The 19,061-nt window shown below is 64.6% G+C and carries 14 protein-coding genes; 11 read left to right on the top strand and 3 right to left on the bottom strand.

Annotation, left to right across the window (positions count from 1 at the left end; genetic code table 11):
* Positions 1–3: 3 nt before the first annotated feature.
* Both F2P46_RS17850 and F2P46_RS17845 read right to left on the bottom strand, forming a co-directional pair.
* Positions 4–261, bottom strand: coding sequence for a hypothetical protein (locus F2P46_RS17850; protein ID WP_166892396.1), 258 nt, complete (start codon positions 259–261; stop codon positions 4–6).
* 9 nt (positions 262–270) lie between these two features.
* Positions 271–567 carry a helix-turn-helix domain-containing protein gene (locus F2P46_RS17845; protein ID WP_166892393.1) on the bottom strand — a complete coding sequence of 99 codons (297 nt, stop codon included), beginning with the start codon at positions 565–567 and terminating at the stop codon, positions 271–273.
* A 393-nt stretch (positions 568–960) separates the two neighbouring features.
* On the opposite strand from F2P46_RS17845, the gene F2P46_RS17840 reads away from it, so the two are divergent.
* The 5 genes from F2P46_RS17840 to F2P46_RS17820 all read left to right on the top strand — a co-directional run bounded on the left by F2P46_RS17840 (position 961) and on the right by F2P46_RS17820 (position 5,515).
* Positions 961–2,079, top strand: coding sequence for an acyl-CoA dehydrogenase family protein (locus F2P46_RS17840; RefSeq protein ID WP_166892390.1), 1,119 nt, complete (start codon positions 961–963; stop codon positions 2,077–2,079).
* Positions 2,080–2,089: 10 nt separating this feature from the next.
* Positions 2,090–2,944 carry a phosphate/phosphite/phosphonate ABC transporter substrate-binding protein gene (locus F2P46_RS17835; protein ID WP_166892388.1) on the top strand — a complete coding sequence of 285 codons (855 nt, stop codon included), beginning with the start codon at positions 2,090–2,092 and terminating at the stop codon, positions 2,942–2,944.
* Positions 2,922–4,124 carry a ferritin-like domain-containing protein gene (locus F2P46_RS17830; protein ID WP_208296672.1) on the top strand — a complete coding sequence of 401 codons (1,203 nt, stop codon included), beginning with the start codon at positions 2,922–2,924 and terminating at the stop codon, positions 4,122–4,124. The genes F2P46_RS17835 and F2P46_RS17830 overlap by 23 nt, the downstream gene beginning before the upstream one ends.
* Positions 4,125–4,132: 8 nt before the next feature.
* Positions 4,133–4,480: a hypothetical protein gene (locus tag F2P46_RS17825; RefSeq protein WP_166892382.1), complete on the top strand. Its 348-nt coding sequence runs from the start codon at positions 4,133–4,135 to the stop codon at positions 4,478–4,480.
* Positions 4,481–4,573: 93 nt separating this feature from the next.
* On the top strand, positions 4,574–5,515 hold the full coding sequence (locus F2P46_RS17820) for a hypothetical protein (protein ID WP_166892379.1): 942 nt from the start codon (positions 4,574–4,576) through the stop codon (positions 5,513–5,515).
* Positions 5,516–5,530: 15 nt separating this feature from the next.
* On the opposite strand, the gene F2P46_RS17815 is transcribed toward F2P46_RS17820, so the two are convergent.
* The gene (locus F2P46_RS17815) at positions 5,531–6,793 is read right to left on the bottom strand and encodes a GNAT family N-acetyltransferase (RefSeq protein ID WP_166892376.1); all 1,263 of its coding nucleotides are present in this window, start codon (positions 6,791–6,793) and stop codon (positions 5,531–5,533) included.
* Positions 6,794–6,825: 32 nt separating this feature from the next.
* Here F2P46_RS17815 and F2P46_RS17810 point away from each other — a divergent pair, with 32 nt between their 5' ends.
* The 6 genes from F2P46_RS17810 (at position 6,826) to F2P46_RS17785 (ending at position 18,989) form a co-directional block, all read left to right on the top strand.
* A complete protein-coding gene (locus tag F2P46_RS17810; protein ID WP_166892373.1) occupies positions 6,826–7,734 on the top strand; it encodes a PEP-CTERM sorting domain-containing protein in 909 nt (302 codons plus the stop codon).
* Between the two features lie 10 nt (positions 7,735–7,744).
* Positions 7,745–11,233: a choice-of-anchor X domain-containing protein gene (locus tag F2P46_RS17805; protein WP_166892370.1), complete on the top strand. Its 3,489-nt coding sequence runs from the start codon at positions 7,745–7,747 to the stop codon at positions 11,231–11,233.
* A gap of 31 nt (positions 11,234–11,264) precedes the next feature.
* Entirely contained in the window at positions 11,265–12,383 is a 1,119-nt protein-coding gene (locus F2P46_RS17800) for a hypothetical protein (RefSeq protein WP_166892368.1), read from the top strand.
* A gap of 150 nt (positions 12,384–12,533) precedes the next feature.
* Positions 12,534–13,652 carry a hypothetical protein gene (locus F2P46_RS17795; protein ID WP_166892365.1) on the top strand — a complete coding sequence of 373 codons (1,119 nt, stop codon included), beginning with the start codon at positions 12,534–12,536 and terminating at the stop codon, positions 13,650–13,652.
* A gap of 73 nt (positions 13,653–13,725) precedes the next feature.
* The gene (locus F2P46_RS17790) at positions 13,726–17,376 is read left to right on the top strand and encodes an Ig-like domain-containing protein (RefSeq protein WP_166892362.1); all 3,651 of its coding nucleotides are present in this window, start codon (positions 13,726–13,728) and stop codon (positions 17,374–17,376) included.
* Positions 17,373–18,989 carry a di-heme oxidoredictase family protein gene (locus F2P46_RS17785; protein ID WP_166892359.1) on the top strand — a complete coding sequence of 539 codons (1,617 nt, stop codon included), beginning with the start codon at positions 17,373–17,375 and terminating at the stop codon, positions 18,987–18,989. Before F2P46_RS17790 ends, F2P46_RS17785 begins: the two co-directional genes overlap by 4 nt.
* Positions 18,990–19,061 lie beyond the last annotated feature (72 nt).

The raw sequence follows: 19,061 nt of genomic DNA, 5'->3' as shown, positions 1-19,061 counted from the left end.
GGCTTACTCGACGTCGCGCAGCATTTTCTCGACGGCGGCCACGCGCGTTTTCACCTCCGTCATATGGGCGTTGATGGCGCCCAGCGCGGCCGACGTTTCCGCCTGGGCGCTTGCTGCCTGCGCCGCGAGCTGGCGGTAGGCTTCGTCGCTGGCCAGGCGCGCCCTGGCCTGGACGATGGCGGCCAGATACTTCATGCCGAAAATGAGCAGGACGGTCACGAGCGGCAGCCCGATGGTGATCAAAAAGACGTGTTCGGACATAATTGGGCTCTATTTTTCAGGGTTGATGGTAAGTGACCTGGCTGCCTCGGCGATCGTCCCGGGCGTGAGCGCCACCGCGAAGCTGGCCGCTTCGAAGTAGTTAAGCGCTTTGCCGTCGTGCGACAGTTCGAGGCGGCTGGTCACGAGGCCGGCGTGTTCGAGTTTTTGAAGATGCAGGTGCAGCAAGGGCCGGCTGATGCCAAGGTCGCGCGCAAGCTGGCTGACGTAATTGCGTCCGCCCGCTGCCAGGGCTGCAATGATGCGCAGCCGGTGCGGATTGGCGAGGGCCGACAGGATCGCCAGCATCTGGTCTCCGTCGATTGGTAGTATATTTTCTTTCACCTGTAAACAATATCTGACACATGACAGCGGGTCAAGCGAAATTACTGGCCCGCGCGGGTCCCGCCGGGAAGGGAGACTCTGATAAACTGCAGCAATTGTTGTGTTTGCCCTGAACCAGCCCGCCGTAGCGCCGAAGTCAGCTTCCATGGAATGCTGGACCGGGTCCGCCGGCCCGCGTGTGGCTCGCCAGGTGCGCACGCAAGCAAAGTACCGTTTCCAAGCGCTGCCGCCGGGCAGGTCGAGCAGAACTTGTCGAGGTGCGCGCCATGCCCGGCTTCGGCCGGCAGTCTCCCTGTCCTTGCCTTGCCTGTCGACGACCTGCCGGTCGCATCGATCCGCCATTTTTACAGGGATGCCATGACTTATCTTCACACACTCGACACTATCGTCAGCACCATCGTGCTGCCAGCCGCCCCCGACACCGACCGCGAGGCCCGCTTTCCGCGCGCCGCCATCGACGCGCTGGGCCAGGCCGGCCTGCTCGGCCTTGTCAGCAGCAAGGACGTGGGCGGCATGGGCCTCGGTTTGCCCGAGGCTGCGCAACTGGTCGAGCGCCTGGCCAAGGCCTGCCCGTCGACCGCGATGATCGTTTGCATGCACCTGTGCGCGGCCACCGTGCTGGAAAAATTCGCCACTGAAAACGTGCGCCGCGACGTCGCTTGCGGGCGCCACCTGAGCACCCTGGCCTGGTCCGACAACGGCTCGCGCAGCCACTTCTGGGCGCCGGTCGGCACTGCGCGCCAGGATGGCGATGGCATCGTCATCGACGGCAGCAAGTCGATGGTCACCGCCGCCGGCGAAGCCGATTCGTACGTCTGGTCGACCGCGCCGGCGGCCAAAGAAGGCGCCAGCACCCTGTGGCTGGTCGACAGCAAGAGCGCCGGCCTCTCCGAACCGAAAGCGTTCGACGGCATGGGCTTGCGCGGCAACCGTTCCTCGCCGATCAGCGCAAGCGGCGTGCGCGTCACCCCGGCGGCCATGCTCGGCGTGGACGGCGGCGGCTTCGACATCATGATCGGCGCGGTGCTGCCGGTGTTCTCGACCCTGATCGCCTCGTCCTCGCTGGGCCAGATGGAGGCGGTGCTGGAAGCGGCGTGCGCGCACGCGGCCGGCAGCAAACTCGAACACCTGGGCAGCTCCTTGTCGGAACTGCCGACCATCCGCGCCTACCTGGCGCGCGCCCGCATCGACGCCGACATGGTGCGCACCCTGCGCGACGATACGCTCGCCGCGCTGGCCGCCAACCGTCCGGACGCCATGCTGCGCGTGATGCAGGTCAAAGCGGCAGCGGCCGAAGCGGCGCTGGAAGTGACCGACACCGCCATGCGCGTGTGCGGCGGCGCGGCCTTCCGCAAGGATGTCGGCATCGAACGTTACTTCCGCGACGCGCGCGCCGCCTCGGTCATGGCACCGACCTCCGACGTGCTGTTCGATTTTATCGGCAAGGCCGTTTGCGGCATGCCGGTGTTCGGTTAAGGAGCGCGCCATGAACACACCATTGATGATGGGCGCCGTGGCCTACGCACCGAAAGTCGTGACGATCTGGGAAGGCTTCAAGGAGTACTTCCGCCGCCATGATTTCGAATTCGATTACATTTTGTACTCCAACTACGAGCGCCAGGTTCAGGCGCAGTTCGACGGCAGCATTGCGCTGGCGTGGAATTCGCCGCTGGCCTGGGTGCGGGCCGACCGCATGGCGCGCGCACGCGGCCAGGAAGTGAGCGCGCTGGCCATGCGCGACAGCGACTGCGACCTGACCTCGGTGCTGGTCACGCGTAGCGGCCCGCTGCTCACGCTGGAACAACTCAAGGGCAAGACGATCGGTTTTGGCGCCATCGACTCGCCGCAGGCGCACCTGATTCCGCTCGACCTGCTGCGCCAGCACGGCATGCTGGCCGGGCGCGATTACACGGCGCGCCGCTTCGACGTTTTGGGCGGCAAGCACGGCGACCATATCGGCGGCGAGCGCGACGCCGCGCTGGCGCTCATCGCCGGCGAGATCGACGCCGCCTGGATGATCGACAGTAACCACATGGCCTTCTCGCGCGAAGGCGTGCTGCCGGCCGGCGCCACCACGATCCTGGCGCGCACGGCGCCGTTCGATCACTGTAACTTCACGGTCAGCCCCGGCGCGCCGGCGGAGTCAATCGCGCGCTTCGGCGAACTGCTGCTGGCCATGAGCTGGGACGACCCGGAAGTGCGCCCGCTGCTCGAACTCGAAGGCCTGAAAACCTGGCTGCCGGGACGCACGAGCGGCTACGACGCGCTGGTGCGGGCGGTGGACGACGAAGCTTTCTACGATGCGGAAGGGAAGATCCTTGCCACCGACTATCGATATTGAGGACCTCGGCTTCGACGCCGGCGCCCACCTGCTGGTCAAGCACGGCTTGCAGCAGCTGGCGCCGGGCGAGGAGCTCGATGTCACGGGCAGCGGCGCGGGCTGGGACGGGCAACTGGGCGCCTGGTGCCGCAGCCAGGGGCACCCGTGTGCGCCGCATGAAGTGGACGGGCGCACGGTCGTGCGCGTAACGCGCGGCGGCGCCTCGGCCGGCCGCTGGCGCGCCGCGCTGCACAGCGGCCATGCCGACCCGCGTGCCGATGGCGCCATCGCCGACCAGGCCAAGGCCCAGTGGGGCCTGGCCGCGCGCGGCGCCACCGTCGAAGCGGGCTCGCCGGCCATGCAGTTTCGCCTCGACCAGAAGGAGGAAGTGTGGGCCGAGCGCGCGGCCGACCTGTACGCGCAGGCCGCCGCCGCCCAGTGGGACCCGGAGACGGCCATCGACTGGAAGGCCGACTTCAGCTTGCCCGACATGGTCGAAGACGCGGTGGTGCAGGTGCTGACCTACATGATCGAAAACGAAGTGGCGGCGCTGGTGGTGCCGGCGCGCTTTTTGGGGCAGGTGCATCCGCATTTTCGCGAAGTGCAGGCGGTGCTGGCGATCCAGGTGGCCGACGAAGCGCGCCACATCGAGGTGTTCACGCGGCGCGTGCGGCTCAAGGGCAGGGAGCCGGGCCTGTCGACGGCGGGCGGGCAAAGCTCGCTCAAGACGCTGCTCGACGAGCAGGATTTTTCGGTGGCCGAGTTTTTGCTGTCGGTGCTGGGGGAGGGCACGTTCGTCAGCCTGCTGCACTTCTTGCATGCGTACGCGCCGGACCCGGTCACGCGCCAGATCGCGCGCCTGGCCGCGCGCGACGAAGCGCGCCATGTCGCCTTCGGCATGACGCACCTGGCGGCGCGCCTCGAACGCGAGCCGGCCTTTCGCACGCGCCTGGCCAACGCGGTCCAGTCGCGCAACGACGCGCTGGCGGCCAGCTCGGGACTGAACGAAGAAGTGTTCGATTCCCTGATCCTGCTGGCGGCGGGCGCGCTGACCCCGAGCGCGATCGCGGCCGGCTATGTGCGGGTGCAGCAGCTGATGGTGGACATGGCCGAAGGGCGCCAGTCGCGCCTGGAGCGGCTGGGGTTTTCGAAGGCGGAGGCGCGCCAGTTGTCGGCGCTTCATACGCGTAATTTCATGTAGGAGCGACTTTGAACGAGCTCCTTGAGGAACTTAACCGGCGCGGAGGGTGGGACTGGTGCATCCGCGCGTTCGACGGCGACGCGCTGGACCTGTCAGCGGGAAGCTCGCTCGCTTACGCCCATCACATGGTGACGTTTCACGGGCTCTGCTACGTCGAGTGCCCGACCGTCTTCCACCACCCCGTGTTTCGTGTCGCCAGCGCCGCTGAACGTCTGGCAGTGGGCGCGCGCGTCGGCGTCGATGATGAAGACACCGTCATCGCCATCGACGCCGACAGTTCGGCCGGCATGCATCCGTTGACATTTTTTATTGTTGCCACGTCGATGACACTGGCTTGCCCACCCGGCGGGACGTGACGGTATGATGGCGGCCTGTGTAGAAAACGCTGAGCGTCGTCGCGGCCGGCGCAATGAAGGCATGGTCGACTGATGTTAATGAATGGATTGTAAATGCGAATCAAGGTAATTTGTGCCGGCCTGATGGCGCTGTCATGCACGTCTCCGGCGTCCGCGCAGACGGTCGATCGGGCTAAGTCGCAGGCTCCTGTCAACAGCAAGGTCCAAACGAAAGCGGACGGGTTCGGGACGGTGCTTCCCGCCGGCTTGACTGCGAAGCAGCTGATCGCCCTGGTCGCGCCCGGCCGGGACGCGTCGTTTGCCATGCTCGTCGGCGCAAAAGCCTGGCCGTACCGCGCCAACAGCTTCGTCGTGATCGCTTGTTTCAGCCGCAATGAAAAGGACGCTGAAAGGTCGCGCAAGTCGAGCACGGGACCGTCCTGCGACGGCACTTCCCCGTCCGGCGGGACGCCCGCATCCATCGATCCGGCGGTGTATCTCGGTGTCGTGGAATATCAGGCCGGCAGTGCGGCGCCGACGCTGCTCGCCAGTTACGGCAAGCCGTACGATATCAAGACCAGCTGGGCATTTAGTCACGTCGAAGGTCCTGGGGAGGACGACGATACGCCCGGAGGCCGGGAGAACGGCCTGATGCCGGAACAGTATCGCCGTTTCGACTTCGCCCCCTACAAGATCACGCCGACGGAAACGGCCATCGGGCTGCGTCTCGGCTGGAACGAGGGCTATGCCGGCGGAGGCGCCGATTTTGAAGCGCTGTCGCTGTTCCGGATCGACGGCAACAAACTGGTCAATATTTTGTCGGAGCCGGTCTCCTTCCACAAGCTGATCGCCGGCGACTGGAACAAGGACGGTACCAGGGACCACGATGAGTACGAAGGCACGAATGTGCTGTCCGTCCTTCCGAGCACAAGCAACGGCTATGCGGATCTCCAGTTACGATTGCTGAAAGGTAAATCGAAGCAAGTCTTCACCTGGGACAGCAAGCGGGCCAGATATGCGCTTGTCAAATCGGCCCCGACAGCGAAGCGCCGCTGACGGTTCAGCCTGGCTTCAGGCGACCTTGGCCGGCTTCTTGAACGGACTGCGCTCGGGTGCGTCATCGTGCTCGATGCCCAGCAACAGGTGCTTGATCATCTTGTTGAGCACGGGCTGGCGGTGGCGCACCAGGATGCCGAAGGTTTGCGGTTTCGCGCCCAGCGCCGCCTTCGGTTCCAGCGCGGTGCGGCCGAACGAAACCTGTTTGCAGCCCATCGACAGGGCGTCGGCAATGCCGGCGTGCAGCAGGCGCAGATAGATCGGCAGGTCGGCCGCCGCCGCGCGGTTAAAGCCGATATGGTAGGCGATGGATGTATCGCCATCGGCCACCGATATCAAGAAGCCCAGCATCGCCCCATCTCGCTTGAGCACGCTGCAGCGGAAGCACTCGCCGGCGGCCTTTTGCAGCGCCGGAAAATACTCGGGGCGCAGCTCGAACGGGCGGAAACCCGCGTTGACCTGGACTTCCTTGTAGAGACCGTGGATCTGGTCGCGCACGGCGTCCAGGTCGCTTAACTGTTCCACAGTGCAGGCCGCTTCATCGAGCGTCTTGAACACCGCGTTGCGCACGCCGCTGCGGTACTTGGAGGCGAGGCTGGCCAGGTAGTCGTCGTAGTGCTTCCAGTCGTCCTGCAGGGCCAGCACCATGTTCGGCTCGGTTTCCACGTAGCGGTAGCTCAGGTGCTCCAGGTGGGCCGCGTGGTCGATGTGGGGCGCGTGCAAGTCCTTGATCATGATGAAGTGGGTCTTGCCGACCAGCTTGTCGGCCTGGCGCACGCGGTACAGCACTTCGGCCACGCCATGCCAGGCCAGCTTGGGATCGGCGTCGGGCGCCATGGCGATGCCGTGCTGGCCGAAGGTGAGCAAGTTGCCGCAGGTGAGGATGCGCTGGGTGGTCTTCTTGGCCAGCTCGTCGAGCGCAGCGGGGCGGGTCGAGGCCGAGCCGCTTTTGTCGGGGCGGGCCTGGGCCAGGCTGATGTCGGCGATCTGCATGTACACGGCCGCGACCGGCATGCGTTCGGGGCCGGCGCCGCTGTAGATCAGGGCGTAGCGCGGCGACAGGTTGTGGGGCAGCACGTGTTCGAGCGCCTTGAGGTAGTCGAAGGACATGAAGAAGCCGGCGTGCCGGGCCAGCGCCTGCCAGGCGGCGGCGTCGAGCAGCTCGATGGCATCGGCGATGGCGTAGTTCAGGTCGGCCGGGCCGCGCAGGCGCTTGCGTTCGCGGCTGCGTTCGGAGAGCGAGGCTTTGATCGAGCGGAGTTTTTCAGGGATGTTCATGGACTTGTTGATTGTATTTATGGAAATATCGTTTGAGCGGAGTCTACAGTGACGGCCCGCGCCTGTCGATGACGGAACTGACAGTCATCCGGAGGCCGCGTGCGCCGGCCCGGATGGGCCTGTATTTTTCGTGCCAGTTCAGTCTGTTCGATGCCGGAACATCGCCCTCATGGCGAATGCGTAGGAATAACGCGTCATTTCATAAATTGTTTGTTTGCGACGACTTTTGGTCGCGGAAAATGCGTATTGTTGAAGGCAAATTCGTGCAGTGGCCGTCCCGGCCGCAAGCGACAAAGACAGCCGGATACGACATGGAACTTCTGATACGACAGACAATGATTGCCGCCGTGGCCGCGTTCATTGCGGCAGCCGCAACGGGTTCCGCGCGCGCTGGGCCGATCGTCTACGACTTCGACAGCTTTACGGACGGTACAGTGCTGTCCTCGCAATATGCCGGACTAAGTTTCAGCCAGGCCACGGTGCTCATGGCCAAGGGCTCGCTCAATGACCTGGCGTATCCTGCGCATTCCTCCGATGGCGTCGTGTTCGACAGTGGTGGGCCGATTACCATCACCTTTTTCTCGCCGGTGTTCCGTGTCGGTGGCTACTTCACCTATTCAAGCGGCCTGACTGTAACCGCCTACGATGTCGATGGCGTGTTGCTCGATACCGGCATTGGCGCCTATGGAATCAATCTGGCCGACGGCAGCGGCGATCCGGACAGCAGTTCCAATGAATTTCTCCAGGTCGATAGTGCCGACGGCCGCATTTCCTACATCACCCTGACTGCGCACGCCGACGGCAACTCGTTCGTCCTCGACGATTTAAGCGTCGACGCCACTGTCGCCATACCAGAGCCATCGACCATCGCATTGATAAGCGTCGGGCTGTTCGCTGCGTTGCGTCGCCGTTCGCCGCTGGAGTTCAAACGCAACATGTGAGGAGGCGCGCATGAGCAAGCTGTTCCAGCACATCCGCAGGGCGGTCGGAATCGGCGTCATCTTGCTTGGCTCGCTGCTATGCTGGCGTGCCGAGGCGGGCACGCTGGGGGCGCCGTCCATCACGCCTGGCAGCATTACCAGCGGCATTCCCTCGGCAGTCACCTTCAGCGTCAGGATCACCGACCCCGGCTACCTTGCAGGCAGTGCGAACGTGCAGCGACTCAACGCGGCCGGCGCCATCGTGTCGGTGCTGGGTCTCCTGCATGACGATGGTCAGCAGGGAGACGCGCTGGCGGGCGACAAGATCTACACGCTGCGTGCCACCCTGCAGGAAGCCGGCGAAGGACCGATCCGTTTCCAGGTCTCGGCCGGGTTTACGCGGGAAATCGTGCGCACCAAGGCGGGCCCGCTGGAACTGGTTGTGACCAGGACACCGGCGCCGGTCATCGGTCCCGTCCAGTTTGCCCCCGCCACGGGACCGGCTGGCGTTGGCGTACTGGCGACGCTTACCGCGCTCATCGACAATGGCGCAACGCCACCGGCCAGCGTGACACTGCAAAAGCTGGACGCGAGCGGTGCGCCGCTTGCGACGATCGGCCAACTGCGTGATGATGGAAACGCAGGCGACAGCGCCGCCAACGACAGTACCTATACCTTGCGCACCACGGTGCTTGAAAACGTGGCCGGGACCATCGACTACCGGGTCGCGGTCCGGTTTTCCGAGGGTGGGCCGCTGGTTTATTCGGGGCCGTTGTCGTTCGCCATCACCGGTGGCGCGGCAGGCGTCGGCATCACCGCGCCGGCCGACGGCGCGTACCTGAATACCCCGGTACTGACGGTGCAAGGCGTCACTGGCGATGGCGCGGCGCTGGTCAAGATCAACGGCATTGCCGCGCCGCTAAGCGATAAGCGCTTTGCGGCTGCGGTGCCGCTCAACGAAGGGCCCAACACCGTGACCGCAGTGGCCACCAACAGCAATGGCAGCACCAGCACCGCCAGTGTGCTGGTCACGCTCGACACTACTGCGCCGAAGGTGGAAATCTACTCGCCGGCCGAGGGCGCCAGCACCAGCGCGGCAGTGGTGACGGTCAGCGGCGTGGTCAACGACATCGTGGTCGGCACGGTCAATCCGCAGCAAGCCACGGTCACCGTCAACGGCGTTGCCGCCGAGGTCCTCAACCGCAGCTTCCTGGCGCGCGACGTGCCGCTGGCGCTCGGCGCCAATCAGATCCAGGCAGTCGCGACAGACCGGGCCGGCAACCGGGCCACCACTACGGTCAAGCTCGAGCGCCTGGCGCCGGGTCGGGCCTCGCTGTCCATCGTGTCGGGCAACAACCAGAGCGCCCTGGTCGGCGCCGCCGTGGCCGCGCCGCTGGTTGTCAAGCTGCTCGACGGGCAGGGCGCGCCGCAGGTCGACAAGCCGGTGGTGTTTCGCGTGATCGGCCTCGATGGCACGCTCGGCGCGACCCAGGCGACCGGATACGGCCTCAGTGCCATGGCGGTCAATACCGATGCGCAAGGACAGGCGCGCGCATATTTCAGGCTGGGCAGCCGCGCCGGCTCGGGCAACAATCTGGTCGAAGCCAGCGCGGCGGGGGTGGCGAGCACCGCCGACTTTGTTGCCAGCGGCACGCCGACCGCTGCGCAGTTGGTGGTGGTAGACTCGGGCAACAACCAGGTTGGCGTGGTCGGCCAGGCACTGCCGTTGCCGCTCATCGCCGTGGTCACCGACGCCAGCAACAACCGCCTGGGGGGCGTGCCGCTCATCTTCACCAGCGTGAGCGGCGGCGGCGGCTTTGGTCCCTCGCGCAACCGCACGTTGCAAGCAATCAGCGACAGCGACGGCCGGGTTGCCGCGACCCTGGTCATGGGGCCGGAGCCTGGCATCAACAACAACGTGGTCGAGGTGAGTTTCAGCGGCAACCGCTGGCATGCGGCGGCGTTCGCCGCCACCGGAAAGGTGCCGGGTCCTGCCAGCCAGACCCGCATCAGCGGCGTGGTACTCGACAACAGCAACAAGCCGATCCCCGGCGTGACGATGCGCCTGCTGCACATCTCCCAAGGCAATGCCAGCAACATCCCGCAGGAGATGGCGGCGCCTGTGCGCACCGACGAGCAAGGGCAGTTTCTGATGCAGCCGGTGCCGGTGGGTATCTTCAAGTTGATGGCCGACGGCGGCACCGCACTGCGCCCCGGCAGCTGGCCAACGCTCGACTTCGACATGATTACCATCGCGGGGCACGACAATACGATCGGCATGCCGGTATACCTGCCCGAACTCAATCACGGCAATCGCGCCTGCGTCGATGAGACGACCGGCGGCACCGTCACGATTCCCGAGGCGCCAGGTTTTGCCCTGACCATCGCGGCCGGCGCGGCGACCTTTCCGGGTGGCTCGCGCAGCGGCTGCGTGTCGGTCACGCCAGTCAACATCGACAAGGTGCCGATGGTGCCCGGCTTCGGCCAGCAGCCGCGCTTTATCGTGACGATCCAGCCGGTCGGCACGCATTTCAACCCGCCGGCGCGCATGACGATTCCCAACGTGGACGGGCTGGCGCCGCGCGCGGTCACCGAAATGTATTCGTACGATCACGACCTGGCCAGCTTCGTGGCGATCGGCAGCGCCACGGTCAGCCAGGATGGCTCGACCATCAGTTCCGATATCGGCTCCGGGGTGATCAAGGCGGGCTGGCATAGCGGCGGCAATCCGGCTTCCACCGGGGCGGCCGGAACCTGCCCGACGTGCCAGAAGTGCGAGGGGTCTAGTTGTATCGCCGACGATGGACAGACGCCGCCGCAGGCGTCGCCCACCGATTGCAAGGAGGAGGTTTGCCGCGCGGGCAGCTTGGTGAGCCAGAACAAGGATTCGGAGAAAACGGGACAGGATTGCAGAGCTTGTAAGAACGGGGTGCGTACGCCCGTGAACGAGCCGGCGCCAAATCCCAACGATGAGGTGAGCTGCTGCTTCGAGGGTAAGCGGATTCCTAACGTTGCTCCGAGCGTTGCTCTCTTTGAACAACAATGCAGCCCGGCACTGCGTTCGCAGAACAGGTCGCTTTTCCATGAAATTGATGGATGCTCGTCGTCGCCTCAGGATCCGATGGCGCTCGCTAATCCCTTTACCCAATTAAATCATCGGGGTACGTCCACTGCTTTTGGCGCTGTAGAATCAAACCCGCCGAAATCTGGCAGCGGAGCTCCTGGCCGCAATCTGCCATGTAACTGGCATGACGTCGCATATCAAACATGCGGGAAAACAAAGAGAAGTGCCGACGACGAGTTTCTTGTTCGTGCAAGCGCAGTTTGTAATGTAGCCTATCGCGCTCCCAATCCATACACGTCTGGAAGTGCCGAGTTCGTCGAGTTTAATGAGGAATATCGCACCTGTATGGCCGCTGCTCAGTCCTACGTCAATGTTCTGCGCGAGTTAGGTATTTTTACACACAATAAGCGCCAGCAACAATACTGCACGTGCTGTAGGCCGATTGGTGTTCCATAACGATTGGCTGCTACTTCACGAGGAGAATACTGTGAGATTTCTGATTGGCAGGTGTATTGTTACCATGATCATTGCCCTCAGCACTGGCCGCTTGTCAGCGGGGGTGGTAACGGATGTGGGCAAAGATCTAGAAATAATCGGAGTTGGTGCCGCGCTTGACGGTGAACGATTGACCGTACTTGCCGGACGCAGGGCGTCCGGGGACATCTCTGGGAGCTTTGTCGAGGTAGGTCTTATTATTGTGCCTGCTGCGGGTGGGAAAGGTAAGTTCACCAACATCCCGGAGCTGGATGGGTCGACTGACGTCAATTTCCAGCATGCATTCTCAAACGAAGGAGAGCTCTATTTTGAGAAAACAGCCGATACCGGCGTGATCCGGGTCGGCAAGGTGGGCACCGGCCGCTCTGCAGGGGCCAGTATTGCGCTCCCACCAGAGTTGCGCGACAGTAGTTTCAGAGTCAGCAATATCGCGGTACTCAATAACGGCGAGCTTGACATTGGCATGAACAGTAGGGGAGATGGCGCGTTGCTGTCAATGAAACCAGATCTTTCTGTCAAGTCAATTCGGAAAATTCCCGGCTCAACCAACTTCCATGGAGTGCTGCGGCTGCGGGGCGAGGCGGGCCGCTTCATGATCGTCAGCTCCACCGGTACGGATGCCTGGAGAGGACGGGTGACAATTACCCTGGAACTGCGTGCTCCCGATCTGGTGGCGACAATAGGCCGGCAGCAGGTGATGGGAATGCCCTCGCTGCCAGTGCAAAGCCCCGACGGCACACGAATAGCCTTGTCCACCCGTTCGTACCAGCCCGGATTGGTGACGACGCACTTGTACGACGCCTCGCTCGCCTTGGTGAAAAGCCAGGTGATCGTCGACCAACCATACTATTTCGCGCCGGTTGGGATCTTGCTGTCGGATTCCCGGTTGGTGGCGCTGCATGTTGATAAGGGAAAATGCTATGCCACCGTTGCCGATAGTCGCGACGGGCGTCAGCTGGCGCGGCATGACGTGACGGCCGGTTCAGGCATGCGATGCTTGAATGTGAGCGGCGTCATCGCCGGTACCAGGTTAATGTTGGCGGCAGCCTACAGTGAGGAAAATGCAGGCCCCGCGAGTACGACGTTGATGACCCAGATCGTACCCTTGTAAGCGCGCCATGAGGCAGCTGGACTATCGACGACGACTCGCTCCTGTTCTTGGCGCTGTGAACGGACGGTGGCGGCCACGGCCCTTGCTCATTGTTATATCGCTGTGCTACTGGGGCCAAGTCCCTGGTAGCTGAGGTTTCAGGAGAATATCGTGAGAGCTTCGATTGCCCGATTGTTCGTCGCCATCTTCATTGCCGCCAGCGCCAGCTACCTGTTCGCAGCGCCTGTGACTGGCGTCGGCGACAACCTTGAGACACTCGCCGTCAGGGCGTCGGACAAGGGCGACAGCCTGACCGTGCTGGCAGGCCGCAGGCCGCCAGGAAAGGACTTCGGCCCCTGCGCTGAGATCGTACTCATCACCGTGCCAGCAGCCGGCGGTGCCGGTACATTCACCCGGATCCCGGAACTCGATGGCGTAACGGACTTCAATTTCAATTACGCTTTTTCGCGATATGGAGATCTGTATTTCGTGAAAACGTACGGACCAGGTTCGGTCTATATCGGCAGGGTACGAAACGGCCGCGCCCGGATCGTGGAGGTGGCGTTGCCGCCCGCGCTGCACTATGGAACCGTCAGGGTTACAAACATCTCGGCGCTCGACAATGGTGGACTGGACCTTGGCGTCAACGGCAAGGGCGACGGAGTGCTCGTGACAGTCGATGCCGACTTGGCGCTCAAGTTGATCAAGCCCATCCCGCGGTCGGTCGAGTTTCAGGGGGTGCTGCGTTTGCGTGGCTATCCCGACCGCTTCGCCGTCCTCCATTCCACGGGTAGTGCGTGGCTGTTCGGCGGCGTGATATTCACGCTGGACTTGCGCGCGCCCGATCTTCTGGCGCCGCTGAAACGGCAACGCGTGATCGGCATGGCCTCGCAGCCAAGACAGAGTCCGGACGGCAAACGGATTGCCATGGTCACGCAGATCGTGTTTCCGGGACTGGTGACGGCGCACTTGTTCAATTCCTCGCTGGCGCCGGTCAGTTCGTTGATCACTGTCATCAAGCCATCCTACCCCGGACTGGTCGATATTCTGCTATCGGATACCCGGCTGGTGGCGCTGTACGACGACGGTGGCAAATGTTACGCCACGGTGGTCGACAGCATTCATGGACGACGCCTGGCCCGCATCGCGATCGCTGTCGAGCGGTCGTCGTTTTGCTACAAGGTACATGCTGTCATTGTCGGTACCAAGATGATGCATGTCACGACGCGCGCGAATTACCTCGGGGATGGCGTGAATACGTCGTTAACGACCCATGTGATGTCATTGTAGTAGCACTTTTCTGGCACACCAGCAACGGCATCATCCAACGATGCCGCCGCTGCCGACAAGGAGGATGGAGCACATGGACCGCACCTGCAACTTGCCCCCGGCGGGCACACTACGGCGCATCGGTCGCGCGCTGCTGCTTGCCGTATTGACCTGCGCCGGGTGGCCGGCCCTCGCCCAGCTCAACGAAAACTGCGTCGTCAGCGTCCTCAATCGCAATGTGCTGGTCAAAGCGGACGGCAGCTGGGTTCTGCCCAACATTCCCGCCAACTTCGGCAGCGTGCGCGCGCGCGCCACCTGCGTCCAGGGTGGCGTGACCAGCTACGGCGAATCGGCGCCGTTCACGTTTGCTGGCAACGCCTCGGTCACCCTGCCGCCGATCCTCCTCGGCCCCACCACGCGCATCCCGACCTCGGTGCGGGTGAGCGTGCCCACGGCCGTGCTCTCCAGCGTGGGCGCGACCACCCAGGCGCTGGCGCTGGCGACCTACAGCGGCAGCCCGGACCAGGTCGATGTCAGCGCCAGCGGCACCAGCTACCGCATCAGCAACCCGGCCATCGCCACCATCACGGCCGGCGGCCTGATCACCGCCGTGCGCAGCGGCACCGTGGTGGCGCAGGCGATCAACGAGGGCACCCAGGGCATCGTGCAAGTGCGGGTTGCGCTGGCCGGGGCCGACAGCGACGGCGACGGTGTTCCCGACGCCGACGAGATGCGTCTGGGGATGGATCCGGGTAATCCGGCCGACACCTTGCTCGACCTCGATCACGATGGCATGACTGCGCGCGAGGAATTCCAGGCGGGCACCGATCCGCGCAACGCCGATAGCGACCGCGACGGCCTGGGCGATGGCGCCGAGGCCCATTGCCCGCGCGCCGCGTGCAGTAGCCCGGTCATGAACGACACCGATGGGGACGACATCGACGATGGCACCGAAATCGCCACTGGCAGCGACCCGGTCGATGGCGCCAGCTACAAGCTGGCGGCGGCGCTGAAGAGCTTGCGCGTGACCCCAGGCGGCTTTACGTTGAACGTGAATTCGCTCAGCGGCAATGCCAGCGTGCAGTTGACGGTCACCGGCACCTTGATCGACGGCCGCGAGATCGACCTGACCAGCGCGCAACGCCAGACCACCTATGCCAGCGATAATCTGACCACCTGCAATTTCGGCGATGCCGACGGCCGCGTCCACGCGAGCCAGCCAGGTAATTGTACGATTACCGTCAGTAACAATGGCAAGAGTGCGTCGGTGGCCGGCGCGGTGCAGGATTTTACCCCGTCCCGGCTTGCCTTCCTCGAGATCCCGGGCTTTGCCAACGGGGTGGCGGTCAACGGCGACTATGCGTTTATCGCGTCCGGCGCCACCGGGCTGCACGTGGTGAGCCTGGGCGCCGACCGGCGCAGCCCGTCGGTGGCGGCGCTACTTGACGTGGGCGGCAATGCCAACGACATCACGCTGTCCGGAACGATGGCCTACCTCGCCACCAGCGCCGGCCTGAAGGCGGTGGACGTGTCGAACCCGGCCAAGCCGAGGCTGCTGGGCAGTTTCGCCGGCGTCGGCAACGCGATGGGTGTCAAGGTGCGCGATACCACCGCCTATATGGCCGCCGGGGCCGGCCTGCACATCGTCAGCGTGGCCAACCCCGCCGCGATGATCCAGGCCGGGTCGATCGAAGTGGGCGGCAAGGCATGGAACGTCGAGCTCGATCCGACCCGCAACCTGGTGGCGGTCGCCGCCGGCAGCGCCGGCTTGCAACTGGTCGATATCAGCAACCTCTCGGCGCCGCTGCTGCGCGGGGGCGTCGCCACCGGCGATGCGCGCGGCGTGGCACTGCGCGGCAATGTCGCGCTGGTAGCCGATTTTGTCAACGGCCTGACCTCGGTGAACGTCGCCAATCTTGCCGAGCCGGCGGTGATATCGATGACGGCCGACTTGGCGGGCGGCCTGCTCAATAATGTCGTCTTGTCGGGCAATTTCGCGCTTGGCGCCGACGTGATGTATTTCAACGGCGTGCCGATCGTCGACATCAGCAATCCGGCCGACATGCAGCCGCGCTCGCTCCTCAGCTTTGGCACGCGCGAGGATGAAGGCATGGGCATCGCCATCGATGACAGGTATGTCTACCTGGTCGCCGTTCGCAACGACCGGCAGCGGGGCGGCAGCAACGGCCATGGCGGCCTGTACATCGGCCAGTACCAGCCGCGCACTGACATGGCCCGGGTGGCGCCGAGCGCGACGATTACGCTGCCGGACAGCGGCAGCCAGGTGGTCGAAGGCGCGCAGCTCACCGTTGCCGTCGATGCGGCCGACGATATCGCAGTGGCCGCGGTGCGCTTTCGCATCGATGGCCAGGGCGTGTTCACCAGCACCACCGCACCGCATCAGTACACGTTTACGGTGCCGGACGGGGTCGGCACGCTGACCCTGGGCGCGATCGCGCGCGACTTGGGTGGCAACGAGGGAAGTGCCGCCCCGGTGGTGGTGTCGGTCGTGCCCGATCCGCTGACCACGGTGGTCGGACAGGTGGTCGATGTCGCTGGCAACGCGGTGCCGGGCGCACTGGTCAGTGCAGCGGGCGGCAGGACGGCGATCACCGACGGTGCCGGGCGCTTTCGGATCGCCGCTGTGCCCACCATCTCCGCCAGGCTGGCGATCCAGGCGAAATACACGCCAGCCGGCGGCGCTGTACATATCGGCGCATCGCCAGCGCTGGCGGCGGTGGCGGGCGGCGACACCCAGGCCGGAACAACCACGGTTGTGGAGCTCAACTTCGAAGCCGATGTGGGCGTGCGCTGGACTACCTGCGACGATTGCTTCGTTCAGCGTACGCTGCCGTTCAATTTCCCGTTCTACGGGCAGGTCTACGGCGACGCCTGGGTCGGCAGCAATGGCTATATCACTTTCGATGCGGGCGACGCGACCTATTCGGAAAATGTTCCCTCGTTCAACCGCCGCAAACGCATCGCGGCATTTTTCGACGATCTGATTGGCGGTGGCGGCGTGTTCGTCAACGACCGCCTGCCCGGTCGGTTTATCGTCACGTATGACCAGACCCGTCACCTCACCGGCACCGGCACCAACACGCTCCAGATCCAACTGTTCCGCGATGGCCGGATTGTGTTTGCCTACAAGGGCATCACCGCGCTCGGCACCGGCTCGCTGGTCGGATTGACGCCGGGGCCGGGCGCGCCCTTCCAGCAGGTCGACTTCGGCGCCACGCCGCTAATGAATTTGCCAGCCGCAACGGCTATTTACGACTATTTTACCCAGACCAAGCGCTTCGACCTGGACCAGGCCTTCATCTTGTTTACGCCGCTTGCGGGCGGCGGCTACCAGGTGCAGACGCTGGTGCCGCCGCTGGCGGCGCCAGCGGCGACCCTGGCCGGGGCGGCCCCGGTGCCGGCCGAGGCGTCGAGCGCCCCCGCGCAGTTGCGGGCGACAGTCCAGCGCGCCAAAGCCAGCGGCGCTGTTGCCGACAACATGGCGAACGCCGAAGTGCGGGTGCGGTCCTCGGGTAATCCGCGTTACCAGGGCATGACCAATACCGACAGCCAGGGACGCTTCCGACTCGGCGCGGTACCTGCCGGCGGTGTCAGCATCGAAGTATGGCGCGACGGCCGGCTGATCGGGCGCGGAGCGGGACTGACGGGCGACGGCGGCGCGGACCTGGTCAACATTGAGCTGGCATCACCGCAAGTTCAGCCGAAATCGGGGAGCGCCAAATGAGCCCGCGCCGGCGCTGCATGGCACTGGCGATCGCCGGGCTGAGCGTGGGGATTGCCGGTTGGGCGCTCGCCCAGGTCGACGCGTCGCTTCAGGCCATGGGCCTCGGCGACGAATTCGGGCTGCGCCAGCATCTGCGCGACGACCAGGAATTCGTGCTGCCGCTGGCAGAGCTGATCGAGCATGGACGCAAGGTGTTCTCGGCGAACTGGACCTTGTCCGAAGGAGGCGGGCGGCCGCTCGCCAAGGGCAACGGACGCGCCTTGTCGGATCCGTTGGCGCCGCTGCGTGGCGCTCGCTCGTTCAACCGCATTTCCGGTCCGGACGCCAATTCCTGCATGGGCTGCCACAGCCAGCCCTACGGCATCGCGGGAGGCAGCGGGGATTTCGTCGCCAATGTGTTCGTGCAGGGGCAGCGCTTCGACTTCGCCACCTTCGAGCGCACCGATACGGTGCCCACCAGAGGCTCGCTCGACGAGCGCGGCATGCCGGTGACGCTGGCCGGCATTGCCAATTCGCGCCACACACCGGGCATGTTCGGCGCCGGCTACATCGAAATGCTGGCGCGCGAGATCAGCGCCGACCTGCAGCGCATCCGCGACCGCACGCAGCGTGGCCAGACGCGCGCCCTGGTCGCCAAGGGCATTGATTTTGGCCGCATCACGCGGCGCGGCGATGGCATGTGGGACGTGCGCGAGGTGACCGGCCTGCCGCGCCAGAGCCTGATCACCGCCACGCCGATCGATCCGCCCAGCCTGCTGGTGCGTCCGTGGCACCAGGCCGGCAATTCAGTATCGCTGCGCGACTTCACGAACACCTCGTACCATCATCACCACGGGATCCAGCCGACCGAGCGCTTCGGCGCCAACCTCGACCCGGATGGGGACGGCTTCTCGAACGAATTGACGCGTGCGGATGTCACCGCCGCCACGCTGTTCCAGGCCGTCATGGCGGTGCCCGGGCAGGTCGTTCCGAACGAGCCCGAAGTAGAACGCGCCATCCTGCGCGGCCAGCGTCTGTTCGGCCAGTTTCAGTGCGCACAGTGCCATGTGCCCGCGCTGCCGCTGAGCCGGCAGGGCTGGACGTTTAGCGAACCCGGCCCTTTCAATCCGAGCGGCAATCTGAAGGCTGGCGATGTGCGCGCCGTACGCGTCGAGCTGAACGATCGCGCGCTGCCGCTGCCGCGCCTGGGGCCGGCTCACCCGGGTAATGAGTCGATGCTGGTGCCGGCCTACACCGACTTCAAGCTGCACGATATCTCTGGAGAGGCCGACGACATGCCGGCCGAAGCGCTCGACATGAATTGGCCTGTATGGGCTCCCAAATTCGCGGTAGGGAACCGGCGCTTTCTCACGCGTCGCCTGTGGGGGATTGCCAATTCGGGACCGTATTTTCATCACGGCATGTTCACCACCATGCGGCAAGCGGTGCTGGGACACGCCGGCGAAGCGATCGCGTCACGACAGGCATTCCAGGCCGCCGGCAAGACGGATCAGGATGCGTTGATCGAATTTCTCAAGTCGTTGCAGGTGCTGCCGCCAGGCACGCCGGAACTCGTCGTCGATGAGAAGTTTCAGGCTAAACGGTGGAGCGCCAGCGGCTCTGGGGCAAAGTAGCTGCACGGGTCGCTGCGCTGGCCGATATGCCATTGGCGTCGAATTGAGGCATCGAGCGCTTTCCATTCGACG

The sequence above is a fragment of the Massilia sp. CCM 8734 genome, from assembly GCF_011682155.1.
In the GTDB taxonomy this organism is placed as follows: domain Bacteria; phylum Pseudomonadota; class Gammaproteobacteria; order Burkholderiales; family Burkholderiaceae_D; genus Telluria_A; species Telluria_A rubra.
The sequence above is the reverse complement of the archived record's forward strand: the minus strand, read 5'-3'. Positions and strand labels throughout refer to the sequence as shown.

Bases quoted from the DNA above. Each gene is read 5' to 3' on its own strand.
- F2P46_RS17805 (WP_166892370.1), top strand. From the start codon at position 7,745: ATGAGCAAGCTGTTCCAGCACATCCGCAGGGCGGTCGGAATCGGCGTC.
- F2P46_RS17815 (WP_166892376.1), bottom strand. From the start codon at position 6,793: ATGAACATCCCTGAAAAACTCCGCTCGATCAAAGCCTCGCTCTCCGAA.
- F2P46_RS17840 (WP_166892390.1), top strand. From the start codon at position 961: ATGACTTATCTTCACACACTCGACACTATCGTCAGCACCATCGTGCTG.
- F2P46_RS17820 (WP_166892379.1), top strand. From the start codon at position 4,574: ATGCGAATCAAGGTAATTTGTGCCGGCCTGATGGCGCTGTCATGCACG.
- F2P46_RS17850 (WP_166892396.1), bottom strand. From the start codon at position 261: ATGTCCGAACACGTCTTTTTGATCACCATCGGGCTGCCGCTCGTGACC.
- F2P46_RS17845 (WP_166892393.1), bottom strand. From the start codon at position 567: ATGCTGGCGATCCTGTCGGCCCTCGCCAATCCGCACCGGCTGCGCATC.
- F2P46_RS17785 (WP_166892359.1), top strand. From the start codon at position 17,373: ATGAGCCCGCGCCGGCGCTGCATGGCACTGGCGATCGCCGGGCTGAGC.
- F2P46_RS17790 (WP_166892362.1), top strand. From the start codon at position 13,726: ATGGACCGCACCTGCAACTTGCCCCCGGCGGGCACACTACGGCGCATC.
- F2P46_RS17835 (WP_166892388.1), top strand. From the start codon at position 2,090: ATGAACACACCATTGATGATGGGCGCCGTGGCCTACGCACCGAAAGTC.